The organism is Agrobacterium salinitolerans (assembly GCF_027498475.1).
GTDB lineage: Bacteria > Pseudomonadota > Alphaproteobacteria > Rhizobiales > Rhizobiaceae > Agrobacterium > Agrobacterium salinitolerans.
Window position 1 is genome coordinate 74,127 of sequence record NZ_JAPZLN010000003.1, and the last position, 12,330, is coordinate 86,456.

Consider the following 12,330-nt stretch of genomic DNA (forward strand, 5'->3'; position numbering starts at 1 on the left):
CTTGCGAAATGGTCCTTTCCACGAACGTTGCCAGCGTTCCACCACCAGAACCGTCCCTCGGTTTTCGCCACGTCTGGCGTCCACCCGGCGGGACTGCGTTTAATCTAACAGCGCGGCGCGGGGCGGGGAAAAGCGGGGATGAATTTTTTCGGCGTCAGTCTTCCTTGCGAGCGACATGGCGGTGAAGCGCTGCAAGGTCCTGCCGGAGTGCGGCCAGTTCGGCCAGCACCTTCACGTCGATCTTTTCATGCAGGGACAGAACCTCAAGCTCGGCCTTCAGGTTCACCTCGTAGTCCTTGGCGGCCTCGAAACGGTCGCGGGCGGCCTGGCGGTTCTGCGACATCATGATGATCGGCGCCTGGATGGCGGCCAGCATGGAGAGAAGCAGATTGAGGAAAATGAAGGGGTAGGGGTCGAAAGCGCGGGTGGTCAGCACGATTGTGTTGATGATGGCCCAGAAGATCAGGAAAAAACAGAAGCTGAGAATGAAACCCCATGAGCCGCCGACCTTGGCGATATTGTCCGCCAGCCTGTCACCGACACTGGCCCCGGCGGAAAATTCCGCATTGATGTCGCTCGAAACCAGCTTCTTCTGGTGCGACAGTTCCAGGATGCGCCGTTCCACCTCGCCGATTTCACGGGAGGAGCGCTTGAAATGCGAAATGATATAGTCGGAGATATCTGACACGGTGTGTCTCCGGTTCTGATGAGGCCTGAACGTTTTGCGAGATAAACCCGCATGGCGGTGGAATTCAAACGATTTCCACCGCCATGCGGTTCAGGCGTCCCTCGCCGAAAACCATCAGACCGATGGCGCCCCCTCGTGCAGCCAGTTGAAACCGGGGAAGAAGCGTTCGCGGCCATATTGCTGGCCGAACATCATGTCGAATTGCAGCATCCTGTAATCGCGCAACACCTCGGGAACGGCGTTCGCGGCAATCGACCAGTCGGGCTGGGCCTTGCCGTCGGCCGTCACCAGCATGTGCCGGTCGACGACGGAAAAGGCCTGCTGAACCTCGCCGAGCATGCCGGTATAGAAGGGATCGGAGAAGCCCGCCGTCTTCAGCACATGATAGGGCAAAAGCGCCGGGCTGATGGTGCCGATATTCTTGCGCACGCCCTTCTTTGAGGACCAGACGACGAGCGGTGTCTCGTGTTCCTTTTTCATCACCTCCAGCGGCGCGCGGCGGCTTGCCACCATGCCCGGCATGTAACCGCTTTCGACAAAGGTCTGGCCGAGCGGCGGCAGGTGATCGCCGAAGAGGACGATAATGGTTTCCCGGTCGCGCTTCTTCGCCCAGCGCATCAGTTTCAGCAGCGCTTCATCAGCTTCCGCCACCCCTTGAGAATAGGTGGCGAGCGCCTGCGAGGCCGAGGCGGAGAGGTCGCCTTCGACGCCAATCGTGTTTTTTGCGTAACGGGTCGCCTCATAGGGACCATGTCCCTGAAGGGTGACGGCGAAGAGGAAGAGCGGGTTCTGCGCCTTTTCGGCCGTCGCCATGATCTCGTCCATCAGCGCATCGTCGGAGGCAAAGTTGCCGCGTTTTTCCATGGCCGGCAGCGTCTCTTCGGAGCGGAATTCCTCGAAGCCGAAATTCGCATAGACCTGCTTGCGGTTCCAGAACCATTCCTGGAAGGGATGCATGGCGATGGCGGAATAACCTTCGCCACGGAAGAAGCTGGCGAGCGAGGGCACCGGGCGGCGGATATATTGCTGATAGGGAATGCTGCCATAGGGCAGGAAGGCGTTGGAGAAGCCGGTCAGCGCCTCGAATTCCACATTCGCCGTCATGCCGCCGAACTCCGGGGAAAAGACATTGCCGGACCGTTTGGCGCGGATCGTCGGCATGGGATCGTCGGAGAGCTTCACATTTTCAAGCCGCTTCGGATCCCACAGCGATTCGCTCATCAGCATGATGACATCGGGGTAATCGCCCTTGTTGGCGGCGAAGGCGGCGGGCTTGGATGTCAGGTCGGCGATGGCATTTTCGCCATACCCCTGCGGCGCTGCGACATTGGCCATCGGAATATTGAAGGCGAAGGCCATCAGGAAGCCGTTATGGCGGTAATTTTCCTGCTGATCCCACATCATGGGAATGATGTTGAGGCGATCGCGCACCCAGGAATAATGCGAATAGTCCATAAGCGAGGCAAGACCGGCGAGAAGCGGCAGCGCCAGCGCGAGACCAGCGGCGCGTTCGCGCCAGCTCAGGCCCGGTGAGTGGCGGCGCGCCAGCAGCCAGAGGCCCGTAAGTGCCGCAATCGTGGCAAAGATGCCGAGGGCGACGAGGGCTGCCGTCATCGGCTGAGCCCTCAGCATGGTCGGCAGAAGCTCGAGGATCTGGCGGCCGAATAAGAGGTCGGATGGATAAAGAGGATCGGAGAGATAGGTCTGCTTCTGCGCCGAAATCAGCCCCGTCAGCGCGCAGAGCGGCGCAAGCGCGATCAGCGACAGGTAACGCCTGCCAAGAAGTGCATCCAGTGCCACGAGGAGGGCGAGCACGGCGGCAATGGTGGTCATTCCGGGGCGGGCGGAGGAGGTGAGGAAAGCGCCGACATCGGTGAGCGAGCCCCGCGCGATCCACTCCAGCGCCACAACCAGCACGACGGACGCGACCGTCAGATTGGCAAGCGTATAGGCCGTGCCCGAAAGCTTGGAAAGGCTCCTTGTCCATGCAGGCGAAAAGACGAAACCAGCCTTTTCGGAAGCCGTTGTTTTTGGCGCCGAATGTTTCAAACCCATACTCCGGTATTGCAGGCGGCACGACCGATCCAGGGAGGTGAATCGGGTGTCGCAAAAGTGTCATGTAACTGTCACATAAGCGCGATGAACGCGACATGAACTTTGAAGAGTCTGGCCGGTGCGGCGATAACCTTAGCGTGAAGGCGCGCGGCCGAAGCGTAACGGGCGCCGCCATGCAATTGCCGCGTTGCGGAGCGGCCACGGGCGCGGTATTGAAAAGCCATGAGCGACAGACACGATATAGAGAACCATCTCCGGATTGCCGTCGGGCAGTTCAATCCCACCGTTGGCGACGTGGCGGGCAATCTCGCCAAGGCGCGCGAGGCAAGGGCCGATGCGGCGACGCAGGGCGCCGATCTTCTGCTCCTGACGGAGCTGTTCATATCCGGCTATCCGCCGGAAGACTTGGTGCTGAAGCCGGCTTTCCTGAAAGCCTGCCTGAAAGCGGTGGAAGAGCTGGCGGCGGAGACCGCCGATGGCGGGCCGGGCGTGGTCATCGGCTTTCCGCGACAGGGCGAGACGGGCCGGCACAATTCCGTGGCGCTGCTGGATGGCGGAAAGATCGTCGCGCTGCGCGACAAGATCGACCTGCCGAATTACGGCGAGTTCGACGAGAAGCGGGTTTTCTCTGAAGGGTCGATTTCCGGGCCTTATAATTTCCGTGGCGTGCGGATCGGCATTCCGATCTGCGAGGAAATCTGGAACGACATGGGTGTCTGTGAAACACTCGCCGAAAGCGGGGCGGAAATCCTGCTGGTGCCGAACGGTTCGCCCTATTATCGCGGCAAGCTGGATGTGCGCCATCAGGTGGCGCTGCGGCAGGTTATCGAAAGCGGTCTGCCTCTCGTCTTCGCCAACCAGTTGGGCGGGCAGGACGAACTGGTGTTCGACGGCGCGAGTTTCGCCTTTAATGCCGACAAGACGCTTGCCTTCCAGATGAGCCAGTTCGAGGCCACGCTTGCGGTCACCGACTGGAAGCGTACTGCTGACGGCTGGCGCTGCGAGAGCGGTCCATTCTCGAAAATCCCTGAAGGCGAGGAGGCGGATTACCGCGCCTGCATGCTGGGTTTCCGTGACTACGTCAACAAGAACGGCTTCAAGAGCGTGGTTCTCGGCCTTTCCGGCGGCATCGATTCGGCGATCTGCGCCGCCCTTGCCGTCGATGCGCTGGGCGAGGAGCGGGTGCGCTGCATCATGCTGCCTTACCGTTATACCTCAGAAGAATCGCTGAAGGACGCCGCCGATTGTGCGAAAGCGCTCGGCTGCCGTTATGATATCGTGCCGATCGTCGAGCCGGTTGAGGGTTTCCTGTCGGCGCTTTCCGAACTTTTTGAGGGTACGGAAGAGGGCATTACCGAAGAAAACCTGCAGAGCCGCACACGCGGCACCATTTTGATGGCCGTTTCGAACAAGTTCGGCTCGATGGTGGTAACGACCGGCAACAAGTCGGAAATGTCAGTGGGTTACGCCACGCTTTACGGCGACATGAATGGCGGTTTCAACCCCATCAAGGACCTCTACAAGATGCAGGTCTACGCCATTTCCAGCTGGCGCAATGCCCATGTGCCGCCGGGCGCTCTCGGCCCTTCCGGCGAGGTGATCCCCGCCAATATCCTTTCCAAGGCACCCTCGGCCGAATTGCGCCCCAACCAGACCGACCAGGATTCGCTGCCGCCCTATCCGGTGCTGGATGACATTCTGGAATGCCTTGTGGAGAAGGAAATGTCGGTCGAGGAAATTCTGGCGCGCGGGCATGATATTGCGACCGTGCACCGGGTGGAGCATCTGCTTTACCTCGCCGAATACAAGCGCCGGCAATCGGCCCCGGGTGTGAAGATTACCAAGAAGAATTTTGGGCGTGACCGGCGTTATCCGATTACCAACCGTTTCCGGGATCGGTAGTCGAAGGGGCGATGCGGGTAGGTTCTTCTCCCCGCGGGGGAGAAGGTGGCCCGAAGGGTCGGATGAGGGGGCAACCCCTCCGTATATATTGACGCTCGCCCCCTCATCCCGCTGCCGCGGACTTCTCCCCGGCGGGGAGAAGAAACAAGTGGCATGCGCTCGGTCCAGAATAAGCCTACGTATTTGAACAGACGGCGCGAGGAAAACCCCGCGCCGCCCGATCACTTCAAATAACCTGCCCCACATCGATGCGGTTGCCGTCAGGGTCTTCAAAGACAAAGGCCCGGAGCCCATAATCCTTGTCCTGCAGGCCCTTGATAATGCGCAAGCCCTGGCTCTTGCAGAGCGCATGCAGCGCGTCCACATCGCTCACCATCATATGCGCCACATTGAAGGGTGCCGCTTTGTGGGTGGGCTGCAATGTCAGATGCAGCTCGGCATTGCCCTGTTTGAGGATCATGAAGCCGACGGGGTTGCCGTTTTCGAAGGTCTTTTCGAAACCGAGCACGCCAACGTAAAAATCATGGGCCTTTTCGATGTTTTTGACAGGGAGCATTGCGGCGATCCGGCCGAAGCGGATGCCGTGATCGGCGATGGAATTCATCGCGGAACCTCGGATCTGGGAGAAACGGGGAGGGCCACGGACGGTGCCGGAGCGCTGGCGTTTTTTCCGGTTTGAATTTGCAGGACGGTGCCTGCCGCCCTAGGATCATAATCAAGGCCATGGTGGATGCAAACGGAATGTCTGCGTCACCAAGCGTTTTGAATGAGAACACGGACACGCCCGGGAGGCAGAATGCGCAGCTCCATCGAAATCTTCAACATCCGCACCCGCCAGATGCGGGTGGTGTGGCAGACGCCTGATCTCTTCGAAGCGCCGAACTGGTCGCCGGATGGACACTATCTCCTGCTGAACAGCGAAGGACTGCTGTATCGCCTGTCTCTTGCCGGTGATGTGTCGCCGGAAAAGGTCGATACCGGCTTTGCCACACTCTGCAACAACGACCACGGCATTTCGCCCGACGGTTCGCTCTACGCCATTTCCGACAAGGTGGAATTCGGCAAGAGCGCCATCTATCTGCTGCCTTCGGCGGGCGGCGCGCCGCGGCTGATGACGAAGAACCTGCCTTCCTACTGGCACGGCTGGTCGCCGGATGGGAAAGGTTTTGCCTATTGCGGCATTCGCGATCAGGTTTTCGATATCTATTCCATGGACATAGACAGCGGTGTCGAAACACGTCTCACCCATGGTGAGGGCCGCAATGACGGGCCGGATTATTCGCCCGACGGCGAATGGATTTATTTCAATTCCAGCCGTACCGGGCGCATGCAGATCTGGCGGGTGCGTGTGGACGGCTCCGCCGTCGAGCGCATCACCGACAGCGCTTATGGCGACTGGTTCCCGCATCCGTCTCCGAAGGGCGACAAGGTGGTGTTCGTTTCTTATGACGCCGATGTCTTCGACCATCCGCGCGATCTGGATGTGCGGGTGCGGCTGATGGATATGGATGGCGGCAATGTCGAAACGCTGTTCGACCTGTTCGGCGGGCAGGGCACGATGAACTCGCCCAATTGGTCACCTGATGGCGATGAGTTTGCGTATGTCAGGTATTTCCCGGTGGCATGATGACGGTAAGGTGCAGCAGGCCACATTGCCGCACCACCCGCAGGATACTTGCATTCGCAAGCTTTTTTGCCCATAGCTTCTCCCGTCAGGTGCCCGCCCTTGCGGCGGGAGAATCGGGAATCCGGTGAAAGACCGGAACGTGCCCAACGCTGTGAGGCGGATGCTCTTTTTCTCATGCCACTGAAGTTATTCGGGAAGGCGAAAGGGGCGGATGAAGCCTAGTCAGAAGACCGGCCTGACAGGATAGACCGAACCGCGCGGACGGCGGCAGGTTGCTGAAAAAGCGCGTCGTCGCGGCGGAACCGGTATGGTTTCTGCATCGGCGCGCCCGCATTGTTGGGGATAAACGATGCCGACCGAACCGCCTGGCACCACATCGTCCGAGGTCAATCCATTCGATCACGCGCTTTCGCCCGCCCGCCCGTTTTCCCGGGAGGAGCGCGAGGCGATCTACCGCGCCATCGAGACGCGCCGTGATGTGCGCGACCAGTTCCTGCCGGACCCGCTGCCGGATGATCTCGTCGAGCGCCTTTTGAAGGCGGCGCATTCCGCACCTTCGGTCGGTTTCATGCAGCCATGGAATTTCACCCTCGTCACCGATGGCGCCGTGCGCCAGGCGGCCTTTGTGGCCTTCAGCCGCGCCAATGAGGAGGCGGCGGCGATGTTTACGGGCGAAAAGCAGGCGCTTTATCGCAGCCTGAAGCTTGAGGGCATCCGCAAGGCCCCGCTCAGCATCTGCGTCACCTGCGATCCGACACGCGGCGGCAAGGTGGTGCTGGGCCGCACCCACAATCCGCGCACGGACGTTTATTCCACCGTCTGCGCCATCCAGAACCTCTGGCTTGCCGCCCGTGTCGAAGGCATCGGTGTCGGCTGGGTCAGCATTTTCCATGACAGCGATATTCGCGCCATTCTCGATATACCCGAGCATATCGAAATCGTCGCATGGCTGTGTCTCGGCCGGGTCGACACGCTCTATACCGAGCCGGAACTGGCGGTGAAGGGTTGGCGGCAGCGCGTGCCGCTGGAGGAGCTGGTGTTTCGCAATCGCTGGGGTGGGCGGTAAGGGATGAGATGCGCATAGCGTCGCCTATCGTTTCTTCTCCCCGGATGGGGAGAAGGTGGCCCGAAGGGTCGGATGAGGGGGCCAGCTCTCCGAATATCGCCGACGTCGCCCCCTCATCCCGCTGCCGCGGACTTCTCCCCGGCGGGGAGAAGAAACAAGGGTCGCGCGCTCGCCCCATTACGCGCGCGCAAGAGATTTCACTGCTGCGGCTGAATGCCCTTCAGCGCCGGGTTCTTCAGATCGATCCGGCCTGTCTGGTCCGGCAGGAATTTGGGGCCGATGACGCGCACCCTGGTGTCGTTCGGATCGTAGTCGCGTTCGGGAACGGGCTGCTCAGGCGGTTTTGCGGCCTGTTGCTGTTCGGTGGGGTTCTGCGACTTGTCACTTTGGGATGATGGGATGGTGGTGATGCCGGAATAGGGCTTTTCGGCTTGCGGCCGGGCGGCCTCTTCCTGTTTTTGCATCTCCTCGTGATAGGCGGCCATATTGCAGGCGCAGCCGGGTGCTTTCACTGACGAATTGCGGTAGGCGAAGGCCGTGGGCAAATCCTTGTAGGGTTTGCCGGTTTCAGCGGAAACCATGTCTGATGTTTCCTGATCCGTCATGGAGTGGAAATAGAGTTCGGTCTCCGTCCCCGGACACATTTTCTCGCACTGCTCCGCCTGGGTGCGGAAATCGAGCGGTGAGGCGTTGGAGGCGATGGGGAAAAACGAGCCGTCGCAGGTGCGCACGCAGAGGGTGCGAAGTCCGCCCTCGGCGGCGGCGTTGGGATAGGGCGAAAGCCCCGCTTGTCCCGGCTCGTCGCCATTGTGTCGGAAGGCGTCGGGATAACGCGTCACATCCCGAGGCGGCGGCAATTGCGTTTCCGTTTGCGGTACGGTGTTGCAGCCATTGGCATCGAGGGCGGCGAGGATGCGCTGACGCCTGATGTCGCCGTCGTTGTCACGCGCGGCCGCCATGGCGTCGTCGCGGTCGCGGATGATCGCATCACGCTCGGCTTCAGCTTCCGCCAGCGCATCGCCAATCTCGGCGCAGAGACCGGCATTGGGATTGCCATAGACAATGACGCTGCCGGATGAGCAGCCATAGCCGCGCAGGTCGTTCCTGATCTTGCGGATGACAATGTTCTGGCGGGCAAGCGCATTGGCGTAACGCCGCACCTCGGCCGTATTGCCGATGACGCGCGGCGGCTCGCGCAACTGGCCATAAAGCGTATCGCAGACCTGATCCGCAGAAGCGGCGGCAGGAGCCATGAGAACAAGGGGAAGCAGGAGGCCGATGATGCGGCTGCGGCGGGTCAATTGTTCGATCCGTTCGATGTCCCCGGCCGGTGGCAGGGGTGTTATGCTTCAGGAAATCCGTGTTTCAGGAAGATAACATAGGCTGTTGCCGCAATGCGGCAACAGCCTGTTCAAAATTGCGTTAATGCGGCCTCTATCACACCGAAGGGTGCGAGGCCTGCACCACGGCAAAGGCTGCCATGTTGACGACGCCGCGCGAGGTGACGCTGGGCGACAGGATATGGGCGGGCAGGGCCGTGCCGAGCAGGATCGGGCCGACATGCAGGCCTTCCGTCAAGGTGCGGGTGACGCCGAGCGTGATATTGGCGGCATCGAGGTTCGGGAAGACCAGCAGGTTTGCTTCGCCGGTCAGCACGCTGTTGGGCATGGCGCGTTTGCGCAGTGCTTCCGACAGCGCCGAGCCGCCCTGCATTTCGCCGTCCACTTCCAGTTCCGGTGCGGCTTCCTGCACGATCTTCAGGGCGCGGCGCATCTTGCGGGCGCTTTCGGAATCACGCGAGCCGAAATTGGAGTGGCTGGCGAGTGCTATTTTCGGCGTGATGCCGAAGCGGCGGATTTCCTTGGCCGCGAGAATGGCCATTTCCGCCACTTCCTCGGAGGTCGGGTCATAGTTCACGAAAGTATCGGTGAGGAAGAGCGCACCCTGCTGGGTGATGAGCAGGCTCAAGCCCGCGAAGGAACGCACGCCTTCCTGCTTGCCGATGATCTGGTTCACGTCGCGCAGATGGCGGTCGTAACGGCCTTCGAGGCCGCAGATCAGCGCATCGGCTTCGCCGCGCTTGACGGAAAGCGCACCAATGACGGTCGTGTTGGTGCGCACGATGGTGCGCGCCGCTTCCGGGTTGATGCCGACGCGGCCGACGAGGGCGAAATAATCATCCACGTATTCACGGTAGCGCGGATCGTCTTCCGGGTTGACCACGGCGAAATCCGTATGCGGGCGGATGCGCAAGCCGAAGCGCTTCAGGCGCGTTTCGATGATCTGCGGACGGCCGATGAGGATCGGGACGCCGGTGCCTTCTTCCAAAAGCACCTGGGCGGCGCGTAGCACGCGCTCGTCTTCACCTTCGGCAAAGATGATACGCTTTTTCTCGGCGGCTTTCGCGGCGTTGAAGACCGGCTTCATGATGAAGCCCGAGCGCCAGACGAAACGGTTCAGCTGGTCGAAATAGGCTTCGAAATCGGTGATCGGCCGGGTGGCGACGCCGCTTGCCGCTGCGGCGCGGGCAACGGCCGGCGCAATGCGCAGGATGAGGCGCGGATCGAACGGCGAGGGAATGAGATAGTTCGGGCCGAAGATCGGCGTTTCGCCGCTATAGGCTCTCGCGGCGACTTCCGAGACTTCCTCACGCGCCAGTTCCGCGATGGCCTGCACGGCGGCCATCTTCATTTCCTCGTTGATGGTCGTTGCGCCGCAATCCAGCGCGCCGCGGAAGATATAAGGGAAGCAGAGAACGTTGTTGACCTGGTTCGGGAAGTCGGAACGGCCGGTGCAGATCATCGCATCCGGGCGGGCGGCACGGGCCGCCTCCGGCATGATTTCCGGATTGGGGTTGGCAAGCGCCAGGATCAGCGGGTTTTCCGCCATGCGCTCCAAAAGTTCCGGCTTCAGCACGCCGGCGGCCGAAAGGCCGAGGAAGACGTCTGCGCCGTCGATCGAATCCGCCAGCACGCGCTTGTCGGTCTTCTGGGCGTAGACTTCTTTCCACTCGTCCATCAGCGTGTTGCGGCCGTCATAAACGAGGCCTTCGATATCGTGGACCCAGATGTTTTCTTTCTTCGCGCCCATGGCGACGAGCAGGTTGAGGCAGGCAAGGGCAGCTGCACCGGCGCCCGAGGCGACGATCTTGACGCTGGACAGAGATTTTCCGGCCAGTTCCAGCGCATTGGTCACGGCGGCGGCGACGATGATCGCAGTGCCGTGCTGATCGTCGTGGAAGACCGGAATGTTCATCTTCTCGCGCAGCTGGCGCTCCACTTCGAAACATTCCGGCGCCTTGATGTCCTCAAGGTTGATGCCGCCGAAGGTGGGCTCCAGCGCCGCGATGGTGGAGACCATGTCGTTGATGCCGGGTGCGTCGATCTCGATATCGAACACGTCGATGCCGGCGAATTTCTTGAAGAGAACGGCCTTGCCTTCCATCACAGGCTTGGAAGCGAGCGGGCCGATATTGCCAAGACCGAGCACCGCCGTGCCGTTGGAAATGACGGCAACGAGATTGGCGCGGGCCGTATAGTCCGCCGCCATTTCGGGGTTCTCGTGGATGGCGAGGCACGGGGCGGCCACACCCGGCGAATAGGCGAGCGCCAGATCGCGCTGGTTGCCGAGCGGCTTGGTGGCCTGGATTTCCAGCTTGCCGGGGCGCGGGTAGCGGTGGAAAAAGAGCGCCTGTTCCTCGATGTCGGCCTTTGCCGTGTTGGCGGGCGTGTTGTTCTTATCGTGAGAGGTCATTCTTCCACCGTCATGTCTGGTTCAATTCCGGCCCCCTGAATACAACAAACTTCCCCGTGGTACAGCCGTTATTTACCGCCTCCTTATGCAAATGCGGGCATGGCTTATTCGCGTTTTCGTGAAGCTATCCGTCATATTCCATACAAAAAACCGCCGCTGTCATGTTGCTGAAACACGAGTCTGGTTCTGAGAGGTAAGAAAGCCGCAGGGACGCAACCGAACAGGGGGATGAAATCCGTGGCCGGTCAAATCGAAACCAGACAGTTCAGAACGCTTTTCATTTCGGATGTTCATCTCGGCTCCAAGGCGGCCAAGACGGATTATCTGCTCGACTTCCTGAAATACCACGAAGCCGAAACGATCATTCTCGTCGGCGACATCGTCGACGGCTGGCGCCTGCGCCGCAGCTGGTACTGGCCGCAGGGCTGCAACGACGTGGTGCAGAAGCTTCTGCGCAAGGCCCGCAAGGGCACCCGCATCGTCTATATTCCGGGCAATCACGACGAATTCCTGCGGGAGTTCCCGGGCATGCATTTCGGCGGCATCGAAGTGGCCGAACGCATGATCCACGAGGCGGGCGACGGCAAGAAATACCTCGTCATCCATGGCGACGAGTTCGACGTGGTGGTGCGCAACGCCCGCCTGCTCGCTTATCTCGGCGACTGGGCCTATGACGCGGCAATTGCGCTCAACATCGCGATTGCCGCCGTGCGCCGCCGCATCGGCCTGCCTTACTGGTCGTTTTCGGCCTGGGCCAAGCTGCAGGTGAAACACGCCGTCAACTTCATCGGAGAATTCCAGCGCGTGGTCGCCGAAGAGGCGCGGCGCAACAATGTCGATGGCGTCATCTGTGGTCACATTCACCACGCTGTCATGGAAGACATGGACGGCATCCGCTACATCAACACCGGCGACTGGGTGGAAAGCTGCACGGCGATTGCCGAAAATGCCGATGGCAGCTTCGAGCTGATCACCTGGATGCAGACGAGCGACGTTACCGCCGAACAGGCATCGGACGAGATGGAGCCGGTGGATATTCCGGGTTTGATTGGCAAGCACGCGGCCTGATTGGGCCTGCGAGCTAAAGGGATACCTAGCCTTCGGTGTTTCCTTGCGATCAATGCGCGCTCGTGTGGGACGAGTGGATGCCGCTTGTTTCTTCTCCCCGCCGGGGAGAAGGTCGCGGCAGCGGGATGAGGGGGCACGCTCTCCGAAATTCGGCTACGTTTCCCCTCATCC

Annotated in this window: 9 protein-coding genes and 1 riboswitch; of the genes, 4 read left to right on the top strand and 5 right to left on the bottom strand. The window is 60.8% G+C overall.

Going from position 1 to position 12,330, the window contains the following annotated elements; genetic code table 11:
• Positions 1 to 154: 154 nt before the first annotated feature.
• Positions 155 to 688: a DUF1003 domain-containing protein gene (locus O9X91_RS12340; RefSeq protein ID WP_142912284.1), complete on the bottom strand. Its 534-nt coding sequence runs from the start codon at positions 686 to 688 to the stop codon at positions 155 to 157.
• 114 nt (positions 689 to 802) lie between these two features.
• A complete protein-coding gene (locus O9X91_RS12345) occupies positions 803 to 2,743 on the bottom strand; it encodes an LTA synthase family protein (RefSeq protein ID WP_162520383.1) in 1,941 nt (646 codons plus the stop codon).
• 222 nt (positions 2,744 to 2,965) lie between these two features.
• Here O9X91_RS12345 and O9X91_RS12350 point away from each other — a divergent pair, with 222 nt between their 5' ends.
• Entirely contained in the window at positions 2,966 to 4,645 is a 1,680-nt protein-coding gene (locus tag O9X91_RS12350; protein ID WP_077982191.1) for an NAD+ synthase, read from the top strand.
• A gap of 226 nt (positions 4,646 to 4,871) precedes the next feature.
• Here the strand turns inward: O9X91_RS12350 and O9X91_RS12355 are convergent, their stop codons facing one another.
• The gene (locus tag O9X91_RS12355) at positions 4,872 to 5,249 is read right to left on the bottom strand and encodes a glyoxalase superfamily protein (RefSeq protein ID WP_137410455.1); all 378 of its coding nucleotides are present in this window, start codon (positions 5,247 to 5,249) and stop codon (positions 4,872 to 4,874) included.
• Positions 5,250 to 5,441: 192 nt separating this feature from the next.
• Here O9X91_RS12355 and O9X91_RS12360 point away from each other — a divergent pair, with 192 nt between their 5' ends.
• Entirely contained in the window at positions 5,442 to 6,272 is an 831-nt protein-coding gene (locus O9X91_RS12360; protein ID WP_142912283.1) for a TolB family protein, read from the top strand.
• A gap of 70 nt (positions 6,273 to 6,342) precedes the next feature.
• Positions 6,343 to 6,525: riboswitch (cobalamin riboswitch) on the top strand.
• Between the two features lie 96 nt (positions 6,526 to 6,621).
• Complete coding sequence (gene bluB / locus O9X91_RS12365; protein ID WP_142912282.1) at positions 6,622 to 7,338, top strand: 5,6-dimethylbenzimidazole synthase; 717 nt, start codon at positions 6,622 to 6,624, stop codon at positions 7,336 to 7,338.
• Positions 7,339 to 7,535: 197 nt separating this feature from the next.
• Here bluB and O9X91_RS12370 read toward each other — a convergent pair whose 3' ends face one another.
• Both O9X91_RS12370 and O9X91_RS12375 read right to left on the bottom strand, forming a co-directional pair.
• The gene (locus O9X91_RS12370; protein ID WP_162520382.1) at positions 7,536 to 8,639 is read right to left on the bottom strand and encodes a DUF2865 domain-containing protein; all 1,104 of its coding nucleotides are present in this window, start codon (positions 8,637 to 8,639) and stop codon (positions 7,536 to 7,538) included.
• Between the two features lie 136 nt (positions 8,640 to 8,775).
• Complete coding sequence (locus O9X91_RS12375; protein WP_142912281.1) at positions 8,776 to 11,091, bottom strand: NADP-dependent malic enzyme; 2,316 nt, start codon at positions 11,089 to 11,091, stop codon at positions 8,776 to 8,778.
• 228 nt (positions 11,092 to 11,319) lie between these two features.
• Between O9X91_RS12375 and O9X91_RS12380 the strand changes: the two genes are divergently transcribed.
• A complete protein-coding gene (locus tag O9X91_RS12380) occupies positions 11,320 to 12,159 on the top strand; it encodes a UDP-2,3-diacylglucosamine diphosphatase (protein WP_162520381.1) in 840 nt (279 codons plus the stop codon).
• The last annotated feature ends 171 nt before the right edge of the window (positions 12,160 to 12,330 follow it).

Excerpts from the sequence above, each read along its gene's own strand:
- O9X91_RS12345 (WP_162520383.1), bottom strand. The coding sequence starts at position 2,743 with ATGGGTTTGAAACATTCGGCGCCAAAAACAACGGCTTCCGAAAAGGCT.
- O9X91_RS12350 (WP_077982191.1), top strand. The coding sequence starts at position 2,966 with ATGAGCGACAGACACGATATAGAGAACCATCTCCGGATTGCCGTCGGG.
- O9X91_RS12360 (WP_142912283.1), top strand. The coding sequence starts at position 5,442 with ATGCGCAGCTCCATCGAAATCTTCAACATCCGCACCCGCCAGATGCGG.
- O9X91_RS12375 (WP_142912281.1), bottom strand. The coding sequence starts at position 11,091 with ATGACCTCTCACGATAAGAACAACACGCCCGCCAACACGGCAAAGGCC.
- O9X91_RS12355 (WP_137410455.1), bottom strand. The coding sequence starts at position 5,249 with ATGAATTCCATCGCCGATCACGGCATCCGCTTCGGCCGGATCGCCGCA.
- O9X91_RS12380 (WP_162520381.1), top strand. The coding sequence starts at position 11,320 with ATGAAATCCGTGGCCGGTCAAATCGAAACCAGACAGTTCAGAACGCTT.
- bluB (WP_142912282.1), top strand. The coding sequence starts at position 6,622 with ATGCCGACCGAACCGCCTGGCACCACATCGTCCGAGGTCAATCCATTC.